A 17261-nucleotide genomic window follows, 5' to 3' on the forward strand; every position below is an offset into this window, starting at 1 on the left:
CACTGAACGTCCTGCACGTCATCACCGGCCTCGGCATCGGCGGCGCCGAACAGCAACTGCGCCTGCTCATCCCGCACATGGACCGGGTCCGCAGCAGCGTCGTCACCCTCACCAACCCCGGCCCGGTCGCCCGGGCCCTCCGCGCCGACGGGGTGCCGGTCGCCCACCTGGGCATGCGCGGCAACCGCGACCTGTCCGCCCTGCCCCGGCTGACCCGGCTGATCCGGCAGGGCGCCTATGACGTCGTCCACACGCACCTGTACCGGGCCTGCCTGTACGGCCGGCTCGCCGCCCGGCTGGCCGGCGTACGGACGGTCGTCGCGACCGAGCACTCGCTGGGCGCCGCGCAGATCGAGGGCCGGCGGCTGAGCCCCGGGGCGCGGGCCCTGTACCTGGCCGGCGAGCGGCTCGGTACGTCGACGGTCGCCGTCTCCGACACGGTGGCCCGGCGCCTGGCCGCGTGGGGGGTGCACCCGGGGCGCATCCGGGTCGTGCCCAACGGCGTCGACGTGCGGCGCTTCGCCTTCGACCCGGCCGCCCGGGGGGCGGCGCGGCGACGGCTGGGCCTGGCGCCCGACGCGTACGTCGTCGGCGGGGTGGGGCGGCTCGCGCCCGGCAAGCGGTTCGACACGCTGATCCGGGCGGTCGCGGCGCTGCCCGCCGACGCCCGGCTGCTGCTGGTGGGGGAGGGCGAGCAGCGGCAGCCGCTGGAGCGGGTCGCCCGGGAATGCGGGGCGGCGGACCGGGTCGTGTGGGCGGGCGCGGTCGACCGTGGCCTGCCGGAACTGCTGTCCGCCATGGACGTGTTCGTGTCCACGTCCGCCGACGAGGCGTTCGGGCTCGCGATCGTCGAGGCGCTGGCCGCCGGGCTGCCCGTGCGGTACGTGGCCTGCCCCGCGCTCGACGACCTGCCGCCCGAGGAGGCGCCGGGGGCCCGCCGGATCGGCGGGGCGGTCGCGGACGTGGCCGCCGAGCTGCGGTCGGTCACCCGGGAACGGCTGCCCGTGCCCGCCGCCGTGCACCGCTACGACATCGCCCGCAGCGCCCGGCAGTTGATGTCGCTCTACCACGACCTCCACGACGGCCTTTACGACGACCTTTACGACGGAGCGAGTTGTCGATGACCACGACCCAGTCCCTTGCCGTACGCCGTGCGATCGGCTGGCTCACCCGCCTCAAGCGCACCCGCCGACGGTGGCTCGTCCCGGGCGCCGCGCTGCTGGGCCTCCTGGTCGGCGGCTTCTACGGGCTGCTGAAGACCCCCGAGTACGCGGCGACCAGTTACGTCATCGTCGTACCGTCCGCGAAGTCCGACCCGGCCGGGGCGATGGGCCTGGCGCAGGCGTACGGGCGGGTCGCGACCGACATCGCGGTCGTCGGCGACGCCCAGGTCGCCGCCGGTGTGCCGGTGGAGACCCTGCGCACGAGCGTGCAGGCCGTGACCTCGCCGGACGCCCCGATGATCGCCATCACCGCGAGGGCGCCGGAGGCCGCGGTCGCGGCGGGCATGGCCGACAGCGTGGCCAGGGCCCTGGTGCAGAAGGGCTCCCACACCGAGGGCAGCACCGGGGTGAAGGTCCTCCAGTTCACCCGGGCCGCCACACCCACCAGTCCCGTCTCCCCGTCGGCGTCGCTGTCCGCGCTCGTCGGCGGCTGCGCGGGCGGACTGCTCGGTGCCCTGGCCCTGCTCGTGCGGCCCCGGTACCCCCGGCGCGGGGAGCGGGCCGGGTACAGGTCCGTGCCGGGGCCGGTGGCACAGCAGGAGGCGCTCGTATGACGTGGGAGGTCACCGTCTGCCGGGACGGCGAGGAGTTCGGCCGGCTGGGGCCGGAGTGGACGGACCTGTACCGGCGGTGCGCCGGCGCCACCCCGTTCCAGTCGCACTCCTGGCTGCACTCCTGGTGGGTGTCGTACGGCACCCCCGGCTGTCTGCGCGTGGTCCTCGTACGCCGGGACGGGCAGCTCCTCGCCGCGGCGCCGCTGCGGCTGGTGCGCGGACCGCTGCCCGTACTGACGCACCTGGGCGGGGCGATCACCGACTTCTCCGACGTGCTCGTCGACGACACGCGCGCCGAGGAGGCGGTACCGGCGCTGACCGGGGCCCTCGGCCGACTGGCCCGTACCGCCGTGATCGACCTCCGGGAGGTACGGGCGGAAGCCGCCGCCCAGCGGGTCTACGCGAACTGGCGCGGTCCGCGCCACCGCCTGCCCGACTCGGTCTGCATGGAGCTGCCCGCCGCGTCCATCGACGAGCTGGTCGGCCGGCTGCCGTCGTCCCGCGCCCAGCGCGCCCGGTCCAAGCTGCGGAGGCTCGACAAGCTGGGCATCGAGGAGCACGTCGTCCCGCCCGCCGAGGTGCCGGGCGCGCTCCGGCGACTCCTGGACCTGCACCAACGCCAGTGGGCGGACCGGGGAGTGACGCCGGAGCACCTCCGGCCCCGGTTCGCGGAGCACCTCCAGCGGGCGGTGCGGTCGATGGTGGAGTCGGGGGACGCGATGGTGACGGAGTTCCGCATGGCCGGAGACGTGGTCGCCGCGGACCTCACGCTGATGTCACCGCTGCTTTCCGGCGGCTACCTCTACGGGGCGGACCCGGTGCTGCGCAGCAGCAAGGTGGACGTCGCCACCCTGCTGTTGCGCAACGGCGCCCGGGAGAGCAGCGCCAGTGGCCGCGTCAAACTGAGCCTGCTGCGCGGCCGGGAGCCCTACAAGAGCCACTGGCGTCCCGAACCGGTCGTCAACCAGAGGCTGTTGCTGGCCCGGCGACGGACGGCGGCACCGCTGCTGCTCCTGGCCGGCTGCGCGGCCGGCCGCCGCTGGGCGGCGGACCGGTTGCGCGACCGTACCTGGGTGCGGCGGCTCATGCCGTGAGGTGACGGCGCCATTCGAACCGGACGCACAGCTTGCGGCCCAGCCACTTCTCGACCCACTCACCGAGGTCCAGCGGCGTACAGGCGGGCCGCTCCGGCTGCGGCTCGGGCTCGGGCTCGGGCTGCGGCTCGGGTTCCGGAGTGGGCTCCGGATTGGGATCCGGGGTCGGCTCCGGGGCCGGTTCGGTGGGGTCGCCCTTCCCGGACAGCTTCGTGCGGAACACCTCGGACGACTTCGGATTCTCGTCGCACTGCCAGACGCCGTGCGGGCAGTAGTCCGTGATCGTGTGGTAGAGCGGCTTGTTCTTCTCGATCCAGTCCAGCATGCGCCGCATGTACTCCGGGTTGTCGCCGTTGCGGAACAGCCCCCACTCCGGATACGAGATGGGCTTGCCGTGCTCGGCGGCGAACCGCACGTGCTCCCGCAGCCCGTAGGGCTCGTTCACCTGCTCGTCGAAGGTCAGGCCCGAAGGCTGGTCGTACGAGTCCATCCCGATGATGTCGACGACGTCGTCACCGGGGTAACAGGCGGTCCACGGAACGGCGTCCCGCCCGCGGTTGGGCGCGAAGTCGAACCGGAACCGCTGCCCCGGCACCTCGCGCATGGTGGTGACGATGCGCTTCCAGTACGTCTTCCAGGCCTCCGGGTCGGGACCGCAGCGGTGCGAGTAGGTGATGCCGTTCATCTCCCAGCCGAGGACGACGACGGTGTCCGGCACGCCGACCCGTACGAGACGTTCCGCCAGGGCCCGGAAGTGCCGGTCGAACCGCCCGTCCGCGCCGAGCCGCAGCAACTGGCGTACGACGGGGTCGGGGAGGTGGCTCTCGTTGCGCTCCAGCATGGGCACGTTGAGGACGAACAGCCGGTCCTTCCGGGCCTGCCGCCACTGTGCCCAGTGCTCCAGGAACCCGGGGCGCCCCTCGATGTTGGTCCACACATCGCCCGGGAGGTAGGTGTGCCCCACCCGCAGCTCGGTGCCGCCCAGCCACTTGCGCAGCCCCGCCATGCGGTGGATGCCCCGCGGACCGTAATCCAGGTAGGCCCCCATCGCCGTCCGGGCTTCCTCCTCCGCCGCCTCCCGTGCCCCCGCCCCGGGCTGCGCCCCGTCCGCGTCCCCGGCGCCCGTGCCCTGCTCCGGTGCGGGTCCGTCCTTGGGGCCGGGTTCCACGCCGGGCCCCGGCCCGCGCTCCGTCCCTGCCGCCGTACCCGGCCCCGTCCCCGCGTCCGTCTCCGGCCCCGGCCCCGTCCCTGCGTCGGCCCCCGGCCCTGTCCCCGCCGCGTCCCCGGCCGCCTCGGGTTCCGTCCTCGCTCCCGCGTCCGTCTTCGTCCCCGCGTCCGCCACCCTCCCGTCCGCGTCCGCGTCCGCGTCCCCGTCGCCGCCCGGGCCCGGCCCCTGCCGCGGTCCGGCGACCGGGGCAGAGGCCGGCACGGCGGCATGGCCGGGCGGGGCCGACACGGCGGAGCCCGCCATCAGCAGGCTGAGCAGACCGGCGGTGAGCACCCCCAGCCGTGCGCCTTTCGTCTTCGCTCTCCGGTGACCCATGTCCGCTCCTTCGCCAGGCGTCAGGATTTCGCCAGCCACTCGGAGCAAAAGTATTGTTAATGGGCCGATCGGGATCGCGGTCCCGTCCCCCAGTAGGCCGTTGGGGGATTTCATCGCCCGCTCGGGGGCATCCGGGCACAGAAAAGCCGGTCCCGGAGCGCTCCGGGACCGGCTGTTACGCGGCCGAGGCCTGATGCTGCGTCACTTGTTGATGCAGACGTTCCCGAAGGCCGGGTTCAGCAGCGCGACGATGTTGACGGTGTTGCCGCAGATGTTGATCGGCACGTGCACCGGAACCTGGACGACGTTGCCGGACAGGACGCCCGGGGAGCCCACGGCGGCACCGTTGGCGTCAGCGTCGGCGACAGCAGGCGCGGCCGCACCCAGCGCCATGACCACACCGGCGACGGCTACCGCAGCCTTCTTGCACTTCATAGTTTCGGGTCCTTTCCACAGGAGGAAGTCTTGCCACGGATTTCGTGACGGGCGAGCCCGATGAGGCCCGGCTTCCACTGCGAAAATCACAACGAATGCGAAAGCGGAAAGACACCATTGAGGCTGCATTCCGCACCGATTCACTCGAACCGCCGAGCACCGGCCGGAGGCAGATGGCTCAACGACTGGGCCACACGGGGCGGGTCACCAGGACCTCCCATTCGTGGTCCGGCAGTCCCGGGACGGCCCGGCCCAGCGCTCTCCATTCGCGCATCAACGACGAATAGACGGGGACCGTGTCGGCCTCCGTCGCTTGCCTGCTCTGTGGGATGAGGGGCACACGCTGCCATTTACCGGCGCGAGGAGCCATGCCGAACCTTTCCGTTCACAGCAGCCTTGGAGAGGCTCTCGCATCATGTCACAGCCCGTGCTCGTATCCTCACGATTCAGGGTTCATGGCCGCCGGGGGAGGGCGGCGAACCGCAGCCCGAAGTGGTCGAGGGTGCGTGGCAGCGGCCGGTCGGGCCGCAGCCGGCCGGGGCGTTCCGGCAGGTACGTGTGCCGTTCGAGGAGCGCCGCCAGCATGGTCGACGTGACCAGCAGCACCAGGTCCTGCCCGGGGCACTCGCCGGGGCCCGCGCTGAACGGCATCAGCGCCTCGGTGTCCTGTGCCGTGCCGTCCAGCCAGATCTCCGGTGTGAACCGGTCGGAGTACGGCAGCGACTCGTCGCGGTGGAACAGGGGCGCGTAGATCAGGAACTCCGTCCCGGCGGGCAGCGCGTCGTCGCCCCAGTCGGTCGGGCGCACCGACTCCCGCAGCAGGAACGGGGCGGTGGGCCACAGGCGTACCGACTCCAGCACGCTGGCGCGGGTGTACGGCAGGAGGCGCGGCTCGGTGAGGTCGGTGACGGCCAGTTCGTTGCGTATCTGCGTCTCCTGCGTGGTGTGCGTGGACAGCAGGGCCAGGGTCCGGAAGGCCGCGATGCCCGCCGCGTCGAAGGCGAACAGCCAGTGCGGCACCTGCCCGGCCGGGTCGGTGCCGGACCCGGCGGGGGCGGCCGCGAGGGCGGCGGCGAGGCTCCCGGGCTCGGCGCGGTCGAGGTGACCGCGCAGGCGCCGCTCGAAGCGGTCGCGCAGACCGGTGCGGCGCGGGGCGGCGCCCGCCCAGTCGGCGGTGGAGCGCAGCCTGCCGAGCATCGCGGTCAGGCCCGTGTCGTCGCGCCCGGTGTCACCGAGCACGAGGCGGCGCGTGGTGCGGTCCCAGGCGGTGCGGAAGGCCGGCCAGTCGATCTCGCCGTCGCCCGCGGTCGTCGCGCCCAGGAGCTTGCCGGCCTCCTCGCGTACGGTCCGCACCATCCGGGGGGCCATGCTGTGCATCTGGTGGCCGTACTCCAGCACGGCCTCGTTGAACGCGCGCCGCGTGTCGCGTTCCGCGCCGTGCGTGATCAGCACGCCGTGCGGCTGGAACTGCTCCAGTGCGGCGCGCTTCTCACGGGTGGAGGGGGAGTACGGGTCCGGCGTGCCGTTCAGGACGCGGGCGGCGTCGCCGGGCCGGAGGACGACGGCGAAGTGCCGCCCGGCCACGTCGACCCGGAGCGGGCCGGGGCCGTAGGCGCCGCGCAATTCGGTGAGGAGCCCGGTGGCGCGCCGGTCGACGGCGTACCGCTCGGCGAGGGCCATCCCGGCGCGGCGGCGGACGATGACGCCGGCCGCGAGCGTCGGTGCGACGACGTGGGCGACCAGCCGTGCCGTGTCACGGGCGGACGCCCGGGCGGGGGTGTGCGTGGCCGTGTCCGTACTGGTCATGGCCCCCGGGTGCCCAGGCGTCCGGCGCGCGAAACGGCAGGTGGGAGCGGTCGGCGGGGCATCGGCCGGGGCGGATCAGCCGCCCGTGGTCGGCCCGCCGCTGCCGAAGCCGCCACTGGGCGCGCCGCCCCACTTGGCGTCCTTCTCGCTGCGCGGCGAGGAGTCCGGGTCGGTGTTCTGGTGCCTCAGCTCGTACGGCATCACCCGGTCCTCGCGCTCGTCCAGCTCGGCGGGCCGGCGGTGGCCCTCGGCCTCGCCGGGGATCCCGGCGTCCAAAGGCCGGTGCGGCTGCTGGTCCGGCGTGGGGGGAGCGGGCTCCCGGTTCCGGATGCGCCGCCCCAGCCAGAACGCGCCGATCAGGAAGCCGACGAGGAGGATCCCCGCGACCAGCGGACCAATACCGACGACATGGTCCTTAGCGGCGAATTCCGTGGTGAATGTCGTGAGAGAGTCCATATGGGGCGTGTACCCCGGTCGTGCGGCGATCAGACATCTCCGTGGGCGTGAACAAGCCCATCGTCATCTCAGTGATTCATCCGGTTTTAGGTGATTGATCTCTTCGGGTGACCTGGCGCAACTTAAACGGTGGCCTGCTGTTGATCAGGGCGACCCCGAGCACAGGGTCTCTCGACGAGAAGGATGGACCATGATCAAGAAGGTTCTGGCCACCGCCGGCGTCGCCGCGGCCGTCCTTGGCGCGTCCGCGCCGATGGCCGCCGCCGTGGGCGACCGCGGAATCGACACGCAGAACGGCAACTTCGCCACCCAGTCGTACGGCAACACCACGACCGGTGGGTACATGAGCCCGCAGATCGGGCTGATCCAGGGCTCGCTGAACAAGCCCTGCATCGGTCTGCCCGTCCAGGCTGACATCCAGAACGTCGTGGGCCTGGTCAACATCGGTGTTCAGGACATCCTCAACGACACGCAGAACCAGCAGTGCGTCGAGAACTCCACGGCGGTCAAGGGCGACAGCGCCCTGTCGCACCTCCTGGAGAACGTCCTCTCCGAGAACGGGGCCGTCGCCGTCCAGAAGTGACGCGCGAGGTCACCGTCCCGCACGGTCGTCACAGCCGTGCGGGACGGATCCGCGTGGCCTTCGCCACGCACAACGGGCTGACGCCCACCTCCCACGCGCCCGACGCCGGGCGCTGGCACGACCCGAGCACCGGGTCTCTCGACGAATGGGATGAACCATGATCAAGAAGGTTCTGGCTACCGCCGGCGTCGCTGCGGCCGTGCTCGGCGCGTCCGCGCCGATGGCCGCAGCCGTGGGCGACCGCGGGGTCGACACGCAGAACGGCAACTTCTCCAAGCAGATTTACGGCAACACCACGACCGGTGGCTACATGAGCCCGCAGATCGGGCTGATCCAGGGCACGCTGAACAAGCCCTGCATCGGTCTGCCGGTGGAGGCGGACGTCCAGAACGTCGTGGGCCTGCTCAACATCGGTGTTCAGGACATCCTCAACGACACGCAGAACCAGCAGTGCGCCGAGAACTCCACGGCGGTCAAGGGTGACAGCGCCCTGTCGCACATCCTGGAGAACGTCATCTCCGAGAACGGGGCCCTCGCGGTCCAGGACTGACACACCTCCCCGCACGCGTAGCCACGCTTGGGCGGGCCCCGCATCCGACACCACGGATGCGGGGCCCGCCCTTGTGCGTGGGCCTGCGGGCCGCGAGCGCGGGGGGCGGGAGGAATTCATGTGAAACATTTGCCCGGGGCTGCCGCGTCAATGGGGTGAAGGACGACGGCAGTGGGTGAAGGGGAGGGCATGAGAAGGTCCCGAGCGGACGAGTTCATGGAGTTCGCGGCGGGCCGCACCGGGCATCTTTTCCGCTCTGCCTGCCTGCTGACCAGTGGAGACACCTACCTCGCCGAGGACCTGGTCCAGGAGACGCTGGGGCGGATGTACGCGCTGTGGGGCCGGATGGCGCGGATCGACAGCCCCGCGGCGTACGCCCAGACCGTCCTCGTCCGCGCCTACCTCACCCAAGCGCGCCGGCGCTCCGCGGGCGAGCGGCCGCTGGCCGAAGTTCCCGAGACTGCTACGGGGCGGGGCGACGATCCGGCGCTGCGGGTGGCACTGCTCGACGCGCTGGCACGGCTGGCGCCCAAGGACCGGGCGGTGGTGGTGCTGCGGTACTGGGAGGACCGCAGCGTCGAGGAAACCGCCGCCGCCATGAACGTCAGCGCCGCCGCCGTACGCACCCGCTCCAGCCGGGCGCTCGCCCGGCTCCGTGAGCAACTCGGCGGCAGCCTCGCCGAACTCGTCCCCGCGCACTGAGCGGCGGCGCTCCCCCCCCCGACCCTGCGACCCACGCACGTCATACGACCCACGAACGGTGGTTCCCCATGCCCTTTGAGGACGACGTCTCCGAGGCGATGCACCGCACCGGCGACACCTTCACCACGGACCACCGCGCGCTCGTGGAAGGCGGACTGCGCCGGGGGCGTGCCCGGGTGTTGCGCCGCCACGCCGCCGTCGGTGCGGCCGCCGTGATGGCGCTGACCGGTTCGGCGGTCTACGGGGGCTGGCTGCTCGGAGCATCCTCCGCCCAGGAGAGCCGGGAACTCGCCGCCGACAGCGGCCGGTCCCCGACCCCGGACGTCACACTCACCGGCAGGCCGAACCCCGGGACGAACGACCCCGACCAGCACATCCGTGTCAGCGCCGACCAGATGATCCAGATCCTGGAACGGGTACTGCCCAAGGCGAAGCTGACCCAGCAGCGCGGCACCAGCAACTTCGGCGACCCGAACCAGGCGGCGAACGCGTCCCTGGTGTACGACGACGGATTCGGCCAGGCTCTCGTCGAGGTGTCCATCAAGCGGGCCGACCGCAAGGACCCGGCCAACCGCAAGCTGATCGTCTGCCCCAAGAAGCTCACCCCGCCCGCGATCAGCTGTCACGGCGAGTCGTGGGGCGGGGGCTACGCCACCGTCCTGAGCGAGGACAAGGGCCTGCGCAAGTCACGCACGACGAGCCTGTCCGAGGAGGGCTACCTCGTCGAGCTGACCACCTTCAACGGTCTGCCGAAGGAGGGCAGGGCCACCCGTACGAACACGCCCTTCTCCCGGATGCAGACGTCCCACCTGGTAGGGATGCTGAACTCGGCGATGACCAAGTACGGCATCCCCAACCCGGACCTCTTCAGCCGCGAGGTGCACATCTCGGGGAGCCTGGACGTCATGGAGCGGCTGCAGCGGCTCTCGCCCAAGGGCCTCTCGCCGCGCGGCGGCGGGGGCGACGGCGCGACCGGCTACATCATCGCGTACGACGTCAAGAACAAGACCAAGAGCCACCTCCGGGCCACCCTCACCCCGAAGGGCGCCCCGGGCGGCGGGGAGCCGCAGTGGAGCGAGACACTGCCGGACGGCACGAAGATCGCCACCTCGGAGCGGCCCGCCAAGGGCAAGGGCGTCACCGAGTGGCGGGTCGACGCGCTGCGGCCGAACGGTCTGCGCGTCACCATCAGCTCGTACAACGCGGAGTACCCGCACAAGGACGCCAACCGGACGACGCCGCCCGCCTCCCTGGAGCAGCTCAAGGCGGTGGCGGTCGACGACTCCTGGCTGACGCTCAAGTAGGGCACGGCGTCCACCCGGGGCACGGCGTCACTTCGCGTCGGAGTACCGCTCCACCGTCGCCGTCGTGAACGGGAACCGCACCGGGGTGTCCCCGAAGGCGATCCGTCCGGCCGTGTCACCGGCCGCACGGATCGCCTCGGCGACCGTCGGGGCCTCGCCGGCGGGGCAGTGCACGATCACCTCGTCGTGCTGGAAGAAGACCAGCTCCGCCCGCATGCCCGCCAGCGCCTGCCGCAGCGCGGCCAGCATCAGCAGCGCCCAGTCTGCGGCGCTGCCCTGCACCACGAAGTTCCGGGTGAACCGGCCCCGCGCGCGGGCGTTCACCGACGCGTACCCCGGGGTGAACTCCCCGTCCGGCAGCGGCTCTTCCACCCCCTCCTGCGGGATGCCCGCCTCGTCGGCCTCCGCAGCGCCCGCCGCGCGCGGGCTCGTCCGGCCCAGCCAGGTGCGCACCAGCCGCCCCTCCTCGCCCGCCTTCGCCGCGTCGTCCACATAGGCCACCGCCCGGGGGAACCGCCGACGCAGAGCCGCCAGGTTCTTCAGACCGTCCCCGCTGGTCTGCCCGTAGATCGCGCCCAGCAGCGCGAGCTTCGCGTGGTTCCGGTCGCCGGAGAACGCCCGGTCGGACAGGCGTGTGTACAGGTCGTCCCCGTGGCCCGCGACCTCCATCAGCCCCGGGTCCCGGGAGATCGCCGCCAGCACGCGGGGCTCCATCTGGTCCGCGTCCGCGACGACGAGCCGCCAGCCGTCGTCCGCGACGACCGCCTGCCGTATGACCTTCGGGATCTGCAGGGCGCCGCCGCCATTGGTCGTCCAGCGCCCGCTGACCGTGCCGCCCGGGAGGTACTCCGGCCGGAAACGGCCGTCCCGCACCCAGTCCTGGAGCCAGCTCCAGCCGTGCGCCGTCCAGATCCGGTACAGCTTCTTGTACGTGATCAGCGGCTCGACCGCCGGGTGGTCGATCTCCGCGAGCTCCCATCGGCGCGTCGAACGCACCTTGATCCCCGCCTGGGCGAACGCCTTCACCACGTCCGCCGGCAGGTCGGGGCGGACGCGCCGCCCGAAGGCCGCCGACACCTCGTCCGTCAGCTCCGCCAGCCGGCGCGGCTCGCCCCCGCCCGCGTACCGCTCGCCCAGCAGCTCGTGCAGCACCGCCCGGTGGACGTCCGCCCGCCACGGCAGCCCGGCCCGGTGCATCTCGGCGGCCACCAGCATCCCGGCGGACTCGGCCGCCGTCAGCAGCCGCATCCTCCCCGGGTGCTCGGCGGCAGCGTGTCTTCGCTGCTGGTCCGCGTACACCTCCAGGAGGGCCTCGAAGGGGAGGTCCGTCGAGGGCACGGGCTCGAAGAGTGACGACTGGGCGCCCGGCTCGGCCGCCCTGAGCGGCGGATCGGGCGGTACGGGACGGTCGTGCAGCCGCGCCCAGGCCGCCGCCGCCGAACGGGGCTCACCCAGGCGCCCCTCGTGCCCGAGCAGCAACTGCTCGGCGCCCTCGATGTCGTAACACCGCTCGACCCGGACACCGGCCGCCAGGAGCCGGGGGTAGACCGAGCCGGTGGACCGCCACACCCACCGGCCGACCTCCGGCCGTGACCGCACCGCCTCCACCAGGTCGGGCTCGGTCAGCACCGGGCCGGCGGGCAGGCCGTCCCCGCCGAGGGGGACGAGCCGCGCTCCGCCGCCCTCCGTGCCGTCCACCACCCAGCGCTCGCTCACGCATGCGAGTCTGGCACCCGGCACTGACAATCGGCCGCGGCCGCGGCTACGCCGCCGCGTGGAAGAGCGCGGCCGCCTCGCCGCGCGACCCGACGCCCAGCTTGGTCAGGATGTTCGCCACGTGGAACTTCACCGTCGACTCGCTGATGTGCAGCTCCTCGGCGATCACCCGGTTGCGGTGACCGAGCGCCAGGTGCGTCAGCACCTCCAGTTCCCGCTCGCCCAGCGCGGTGAGGGGGTGCGGCGCGGGATCCTGGGCGGTGCGCAGCGGGATCGTCGCCGTGACGGTGGTGCCCCAGCCCGGTACGGCGTCGACGTCGAGGCGGCCGTCGAGGACGTCGAGCCGTTCGGCGACCCGGCCCGGACCCAGCGTGCAGTGCGACAGGGTCCCGGGCCCGTCGTCCCGTACCGTCGCGCGCAGGGCGTCCTCGGAGACCTGCCAGCCGATGTGGACGCGCCCCACCGGCTCCTGCTCCAGCACCTTCATCAGTACGGCGCGGACGACCGCGCGGGCGGTGTGCGCCACGTCGGCGGCCAGCGGCTTGGTGGAGCCCGGTGCGCCCAGCTCCAGGCGGACCGGGCTGTAGCGGACGAGGGGGCGCAGCGAGTCGGCCAGCCGGGCGAACGCCTGGTCGGCGGGTTCCTCCGCGATCCGCTGGTCCCGCTCCGCCTGGGCCCTCAGCTCCACCAGCGCGGACACGGCCAGGTCGGTGGCGGTGGCGCGGGCGGCCGCGTCGTCCAGGTGCCGGCTGCGCAGGACGCCCAGCAGTCCGGTCAGCGCGGCCGAGTGCGCCTCGCCCAGCTCGGCGATGACCCGGGCACGGGTGTCGGCGGCGGTGCGGGAGCGGGCCAGCGCGCCCGGCACGGCCTCGGCGGACAGCCGCTCGAAGTGGCTGGTGACCAGGTCCCACAGCGCCTGTACGAGGGCGAGGACGGCAGCGTCGAGAGCGGTGCCCTCGTCGCGGATCAGGAGCAGCACGGCGCCGCGCGGTGTCGCGTCGCTGCGGACGGCGAGCACCGGGTGGTCGGCCCCCGCCACCGCCAGGGTGCCCTGCCAGGGCCTGCCCGCGACTCCCGAGGCGAGCAGTGGGGCCAGATCGGCGGTGGTGAGCCGGGCGGTGAGGGCCTCGTCCCCGTACGTCTTGAAGGGTGAGTGCGCGCAGTGGGTGGACAGTTCGGCCACCGCGCGGTGCGGGACCGTCCCGGACAGGACGGACGACAGCCGGGGCAGGATCCGGCCGAGCGGCTGGCTGATCACGTCGTGGGCGGCGTTGAGGGCGGGGACGGCGCCGGGGCCGGTCGGGTCCATCAGGTCCATGCGCCCAGGCTAGACAGGCCCGGTCCGGGTGGCACTGTCCTTTCGGACAGGTGCAACTGTCCGTTGGACCGGCCGGGTTGGGTGGGTCTCCGGTGGAGGGTTGAGCTCGTCAGCGAGACCACCACGAGGGGGAGCACGACATGAAGGCGATCACTTACGACCGGTTCGGCGGCCCGGAGGTCCTGGAGTTCGGTGAGATTCCCAAGCCCGAGCCCGGGCCGGGCGAGGTGCGTGTGAAGGTGGTGACGGTCGGGGTCAACCCGCTCGACCACAAGCGCCGTTACGGCTGGGTCGAGCAGTTCTATCCGACGACGTTCCCCGCCGTGCCGGGCCTGGAGTTCGCCGGGGTCGTGGACGCGCTCGGCGAGGGAGCGACCGGATTCGCCGTCGGCGACGAGGTGTTCGGATGGACGCGGACCGGCGCGTACGCCGAGTACGCGATCGCCGGGGACATCGTCCACAAGCCGGCCGGTCTCTCCTTCGACGACGCGGTCACCCTGCCCGTGGCCGGGGAGACCGCGCAGCGTGTCCTGGGCCTCCTGGGGCTGCGGAGCGGCGAGACCCTGCTGCTGCACGGTGCGGCGGGCGCGGTCGGTCAGGTCGCCGTCCAGCTGGCCGTGGCGCTCGGCGCGACGGTCATCGGCACGGCCTCCCCGGCCAACCACGACTTCCTGCGGGCGCTGGGCGCGATCCCCGTGGCGTACGGGGAGGGCCTCGGCGACCGGGTCCGGGCGGTGGCGCCCGACGGGGCTGTCGACGCGGTCTTCGACGCCGCCGGGCATGACACGCTGCCCGTGTCGATCGAGCTGCGGGGCGGTACGACGGACCGGATCGTCACCATCGCGGCCACGGACGCCGACGCGTACGGCATCCCCTTCTCCGGGGGCGGCACCCCGTCGGACGTGGTCCGGGCGGGTCTTGCCGAGCACGGCCGTCTCGCCGTCGAGGGCGGGCTGCGGGTGCCGGTCGCCGAGACGTTCGCCCTGGCCGACGCGGCGAAGGCGCAGGAGCTGAGCGAGGGCGGCCATGTGCGGGGCAAGCTGGTGATCCGGGTGTGATCCTCCGGCCCGCCCAGGGGCCGCCGTCCCGCGCCGGCCGGGTGTCACGGGGGTGCTCACCGGCCCGTGCGGGTGGCGGCCAGGACGGCCGAGGTGACCGCCACCAGGGCGCAGCCGCCCAGCGCGGCGGCCAGCGTGCTCCACGGGACCGTGACGGCGGCCGGGGCGGACAGGGAGGCCAGGGCCGCGCCGAGCCCGGCGAGGTTGACCGCGGCCACCGCGGCGCCGAGCACCGCGCCGACCGCGACCGCGAGCAGCGCCTCGCCCGCGACGACCGCCAGGACCTGGGGGCGGGTCGCGCCGGTCAGCCGCAGCGCGCGCAGCTCCCCACCCCGGACCGACGTCGCCATCACCAGTGTGTTGGCGAGGGATATCGCCGTGTAGAGAAGGGCGATGCCGAGCACCACGAGGAGGCCGAGCCGGGTCTGCGGACCGGTGCGCGGGGCGGCCCAGGCCGCGACGGAGGTGACCGTGCCACCGGTGGCGCGCAGCACGGCGGGGCCGGTGCCGGGCGGGAGCCGTACGTCGACGCGGTCGATAGCCGCCGCACGGGCGTTGGCGGCGGTGACGTACGGACCGTTGTCGCCCGTCCCGGTCGCCAGCACCGCCGCGACGCGCAACGAAACCCGCCGCCCGTCGCCCAGCCACACGGCGATCCGGTCGCCGACCGCCCGCTTCCCCGACTCGCTGTTCGCGATCTCCTGGTTGATCACGATCGAGGTGTCGTCCAGGTCCTTGAGGTCACCCGCGACGACGGGCAGGCGGGCCAGGTCGGCGAAGGCTGCCGGGTCGGCGACCGCCCGGGCCTCGTACCGGACGACGGCCGTGCCGCCGTCGCGGACGAAGACGCCGGTCGACGCGGTGGGGGAGAGCGTGGCGCCGGGTATCCGGACCGGCTCGAGGTCCTCGCCGGTCACGATGTGGTCCGCCGCCGTGTGCCGCCTGGCCTCGGCCGCCTTGGCGGCGCTCACCGTCCCGGCCGAGCCGAGCAGGGATCCGGCCAGGGCGACGGTGACCACGACGGGCGCGGCGACGGCGGCGGTGCGGCGAAGGGCGGCGGCCGTGTTCTCCCGCACGAGCATGCCCGTGGCACCGGGCAGCGGCAGGGCGCGCACCACCGGGCGGACGAGCAGCGGGGCGAGCAGGGCCACGCCGGTGATCAGGAGCATCGGCTGGGTCGTGTACGTCTTGCGCTTCAGCAGGTCCGACGGGTCGGTGATCAGCGTCCAGCAGAGCAGGGCGGCACCCGTGAGCAGCAGTGCCCCGCCCAGCAGACGGCGGCCCGGGGGCAGGACGCCGCTGTCCACGTCCGCCTCGCGCAACGCCTCGACCGGACCGGTGCGCCCCGCCCGGCGGGCGGCCGCCCAGGCTCCGGTGACGGCGACGGCCAGGCCGGTCCAGAAGGCGGCGTGGAACGGCCAGGCGGCGTCCCGGACCGTGAACCACTCGGGGGCGATGCCGCCCTCGACCAGGAGCCGGGCCAGCTCCGGCGCGCCCCACGCCCCGAGGGCGCATCCCGCCGCGGAGGCGACGACCCCCACGACGCCCGCCTCGGTGAGCAGCGCCCGCCGCACCTGCCCGGGCGTCGCGCCCGCGGCCCGCAGCAGCCCGAACTCGCGTCTGCGCAGCGCCACCGCGAACGCGAACGTCGACGCCACGACGAACACCGACACGAAGGCGGTCACCCCGCCGGCCGTGCCCAGCAGGGCGTTCACCGTCACCAGCGCTTCCGCGTCCCGCTCCGGCTCCGGGTCGGCCTGCCGCCGCTCGTCTCCGGTGAGGACCCGGCCGCGGTCGCCGACGACCCGGCGGACGGCGTCGGGGTCGGCGTCGACCCCCACCGCATCCGGGCTTCCGTCGGTGGTCACCGGCCCGAGTGCCCGCAGTGCGGCGAGCAGCCGCACGTCCACAGGGTGTGGATGGAACAGCTCGTGCGTGACGCGCCCGACGGTCAGGGTGTCCGTACCGACCACCACCACCGGCGAGGCCGCGAACCGCTCGGGCGCCCGCTCCGGCGCGTCGAACGTCGACGCCAGGCCCAGGCCCATGGTCGCCAGCAGCCCGACGCCGAGCGCCAGCGCGACGAAGCTTCCCACGAAGGCCGTCCAGCGGCCGCGCAGCCCGTGGACCGCGAGGCTCAGCACGCCGCACGCTCCGGGGACTCCAGCCCGGCCATCCGGCCCGCGACCACCTCGGCGGTGGGCGCCGTCAGCTCCCCGCTCACCCGCCCGTCCACCAGGAAGACGACCCGGTCCGCGTACGAGGCGGCCACCGGATCATGGGTGACCATGACGACCGTCAGCCCGTCCCGGTCCACCACCTCCCGCAGCATCCGCAGCACCTCACGGCTCGTCGTGCTGTCCAGCGCCCCGGTCGGCTCGTCACCGAACAGCACGGCGGGCCGGGTGATCAGGGCCCGGGCGATCGCCACCCGCTGCTGCTGCCCACCGGACAGCTCGCCGGGCCGGTGCCGCGCCCGCTCGGCCAGTCCCACGCGTGCGAGGGCCGCCCGCACCTCGGAACGGGACGGGCGCCGCCCGGCGAGCCGCAGCGGCAGGGCGACGTTCTGCGCGGCGGTCAGCGACGGCAGCAGGTTGAACGCCTGGAACACGAACCCGATCCGGTCGCGCCGCAGCAGCGTCAGCCGCCGCTCGCTCAGCCCGGCCAGGTCGACGCCGTCGACCTCGACGCGCCCGCCGGTCGGCCGGTCGAGGCCCGCCGCGCACTGGAGCAACGTCGACTTGCCGGACCCGGACGGTCCCATGACGGCGGTGAAGGACCCGGCACGGAAGTCCAGGCCGACGCCGTCGAGCGCGGTGACGTCGCCGTAGGTGCGGCGAAGGGCGGTGAGCCGTACGGCGGTTGTGGTCATGGCTCAAGCGAACCGCTTCCCCGGCCCGCGATCACGACCGCTGGCAG

At 73.6% G+C, this 17261-nt stretch carries 16 protein-coding genes; 8 read left to right on the forward strand and 8 right to left on the reverse strand.

Features of this window, described 5'->3' with window-relative positions; genetic code table 11:
- Window positions 1-2 precede the first annotated feature (2 nt).
- The 3 genes from ACZ6C1_RS23995 to ACZ6C1_RS24005 are packed head-to-tail and all read left to right on the forward strand — an operon-like array spanning window position 3 to window position 2871.
- On the forward strand, window positions 3-1124 hold the full coding sequence (locus tag ACZ6C1_RS23995) for a glycosyltransferase (RefSeq protein WP_469243196.1): 1122 nt from the start codon (window positions 3-5) through the stop codon (window positions 1122-1124).
- On the forward strand, window positions 1121-1777 hold the full coding sequence (locus ACZ6C1_RS24000) for a YveK family protein (protein WP_469243055.1): 657 nt from the start codon (window positions 1121-1123) through the stop codon (window positions 1775-1777). Before ACZ6C1_RS23995 ends, ACZ6C1_RS24000 begins: the two co-directional genes overlap by 4 nt.
- A complete protein-coding gene (locus ACZ6C1_RS24005; protein ID WP_469243053.1) occupies window positions 1774-2871 on the forward strand; it encodes a GNAT family N-acetyltransferase in 1098 nt (365 codons plus the stop codon). Before ACZ6C1_RS24000 ends, ACZ6C1_RS24005 begins: the two co-directional genes overlap by 4 nt.
- Here ACZ6C1_RS24005 and ACZ6C1_RS24010 read toward each other — a convergent pair.
- The 4 genes from ACZ6C1_RS24010 to ACZ6C1_RS24025 form a co-directional block, all read right to left on the reverse strand.
- The gene (locus ACZ6C1_RS24010; protein ID WP_469243195.1) at window positions 2861-4213 is read right to left on the reverse strand and encodes a glycoside hydrolase family 26 protein; all 1353 of its coding nucleotides are present in this window, start codon (window positions 4211-4213) and stop codon (window positions 2861-2863) included. The genes ACZ6C1_RS24005 and ACZ6C1_RS24010 overlap by 11 nt on opposite strands.
- A 402-nt stretch (window positions 4214-4615) precedes the next feature.
- Window positions 4616-4849, reverse strand: a complete 234-nt coding sequence (locus tag ACZ6C1_RS24015; RefSeq protein ID WP_469243051.1) for a chaplin — start codon at window positions 4847-4849, stop codon at window positions 4616-4618.
- 453 nt (window positions 4850-5302) lie between these two features.
- Window positions 5303-6655: a cytochrome P450 gene (locus ACZ6C1_RS24020; protein WP_469243049.1), complete on the reverse strand. Its 1353-nt coding sequence runs from the start codon at window positions 6653-6655 to the stop codon at window positions 5303-5305.
- Between the two features lie 75 nt (window positions 6656-6730).
- On the reverse strand, window positions 6731-7111 hold the full coding sequence (locus ACZ6C1_RS24025; protein ID WP_469243047.1) for a DUF6479 family protein: 381 nt from the start codon (window positions 7109-7111) through the stop codon (window positions 6731-6733).
- Between the two features lie 190 nt (window positions 7112-7301).
- Between ACZ6C1_RS24025 and ACZ6C1_RS24030 the strand changes: the two genes are divergently transcribed.
- The 4 genes from ACZ6C1_RS24030 to ACZ6C1_RS24045 all read left to right on the forward strand — a co-directional run bounded on the left by ACZ6C1_RS24030 (window position 7302) and on the right by ACZ6C1_RS24045 (window position 10250).
- Entirely contained in the window at window positions 7302-7694 is a 393-nt protein-coding gene (locus tag ACZ6C1_RS24030) for a rodlin (RefSeq protein WP_469243045.1), read from the forward strand.
- Window positions 7695-7851: 157 nt separating this feature from the next.
- Window positions 7852-8244: a rodlin gene (locus tag ACZ6C1_RS24035; protein WP_469243043.1), complete on the forward strand. Its 393-nt coding sequence runs from the start codon at window positions 7852-7854 to the stop codon at window positions 8242-8244.
- Between the two features lie 189 nt (window positions 8245-8433).
- Window positions 8434-8946, forward strand: coding sequence for a SigE family RNA polymerase sigma factor (locus ACZ6C1_RS24040; RefSeq protein ID WP_469243041.1), 513 nt, complete (start codon window positions 8434-8436; stop codon window positions 8944-8946).
- A 68-nt stretch (window positions 8947-9014) separates the two neighbouring features.
- Entirely contained in the window at window positions 9015-10250 is a 1236-nt protein-coding gene (locus tag ACZ6C1_RS24045; protein ID WP_469243039.1) for a hypothetical protein, read from the forward strand.
- A gap of 27 nt (window positions 10251-10277) precedes the next feature.
- Here ACZ6C1_RS24045 and ACZ6C1_RS24050 read toward each other — a convergent pair whose 3' ends face one another.
- Both ACZ6C1_RS24050 and ACZ6C1_RS24055 read right to left on the reverse strand, forming a co-directional pair.
- Window positions 10278-11966 carry a bifunctional 3'-5' exonuclease/DNA polymerase gene (locus tag ACZ6C1_RS24050; protein WP_469243037.1) on the reverse strand — a complete coding sequence of 563 codons (1689 nt, stop codon included), beginning with the start codon at window positions 11964-11966 and terminating at the stop codon, window positions 10278-10280.
- 46 nt (window positions 11967-12012) lie between these two features.
- Entirely contained in the window at window positions 12013-13284 is a 1272-nt protein-coding gene (locus ACZ6C1_RS24055) for a LuxR C-terminal-related transcriptional regulator (RefSeq protein WP_469243035.1), read from the reverse strand.
- A gap of 140 nt (window positions 13285-13424) precedes the next feature.
- Between ACZ6C1_RS24055 and ACZ6C1_RS24060 the strand changes: the two genes are divergently transcribed.
- Window positions 13425-14342, forward strand: coding sequence for an NADP-dependent oxidoreductase (locus ACZ6C1_RS24060; protein ID WP_469243033.1), 918 nt, complete (start codon window positions 13425-13427; stop codon window positions 14340-14342).
- Window positions 14343-14398: 56 nt separating this feature from the next.
- Here ACZ6C1_RS24060 and ACZ6C1_RS24065 read toward each other — a convergent pair whose 3' ends face one another.
- A complete protein-coding gene (locus ACZ6C1_RS24065) occupies window positions 14399-16486 on the reverse strand; it encodes an ABC transporter permease (RefSeq protein ID WP_469243031.1) in 2088 nt (695 codons plus the stop codon).
- Window positions 16480-17214, reverse strand: a complete 735-nt coding sequence (locus tag ACZ6C1_RS24070; RefSeq protein ID WP_469243029.1) for an ABC transporter ATP-binding protein — start codon at window positions 17212-17214, stop codon at window positions 16480-16482. The genes ACZ6C1_RS24065 and ACZ6C1_RS24070 overlap by 7 nt, the downstream gene beginning before the upstream one ends.
- Window positions 17215-17261 lie beyond the last annotated feature (47 nt).

This window comes from Streptomyces sp. NPDC041796 (assembly GCF_055590785.1).

Coding starts and splice junctions, on each gene's coding strand:
- ACZ6C1_RS24000 (WP_469243055.1), top strand. CDS start 1,121: ATGACCACGACCCAGTCCCTTGCCGTACGCCGTGCGATCGGCTGGCTC.
- ACZ6C1_RS24005 (WP_469243053.1), top strand. CDS start 1,774: ATGACGTGGGAGGTCACCGTCTGCCGGGACGGCGAGGAGTTCGGCCGG.
- ACZ6C1_RS24015 (WP_469243051.1), bottom strand. CDS start 4,849: ATGAAGTGCAAGAAGGCTGCGGTAGCCGTCGCCGGTGTGGTCATGGCG.
- ACZ6C1_RS24020 (WP_469243049.1), bottom strand. CDS start 6,655: ATGACCAGTACGGACACGGCCACGCACACCCCCGCCCGGGCGTCCGCC.
- ACZ6C1_RS24025 (WP_469243047.1), bottom strand. CDS start 7,111: ATGGACTCTCTCACGACATTCACCACGGAATTCGCCGCTAAGGACCAT.
- ACZ6C1_RS24030 (WP_469243045.1), top strand. CDS start 7,302: ATGATCAAGAAGGTTCTGGCCACCGCCGGCGTCGCCGCGGCCGTCCTT.
- ACZ6C1_RS24035 (WP_469243043.1), top strand. CDS start 7,852: ATGATCAAGAAGGTTCTGGCTACCGCCGGCGTCGCTGCGGCCGTGCTC.
- ACZ6C1_RS24040 (WP_469243041.1), top strand. CDS start 8,434: ATGAGAAGGTCCCGAGCGGACGAGTTCATGGAGTTCGCGGCGGGCCGC.
- ACZ6C1_RS24045 (WP_469243039.1), top strand. CDS start 9,015: ATGCCCTTTGAGGACGACGTCTCCGAGGCGATGCACCGCACCGGCGAC.
- ACZ6C1_RS24055 (WP_469243035.1), bottom strand. CDS start 13,284: ATGGACCTGATGGACCCGACCGGCCCCGGCGCCGTCCCCGCCCTCAAC.
- ACZ6C1_RS24060 (WP_469243033.1), top strand. CDS start 13,425: ATGAAGGCGATCACTTACGACCGGTTCGGCGGCCCGGAGGTCCTGGAG.
- ACZ6C1_RS24070 (WP_469243029.1), bottom strand. CDS start 17,214: ATGACCACAACCGCCGTACGGCTCACCGCCCTTCGCCGCACCTACGGC.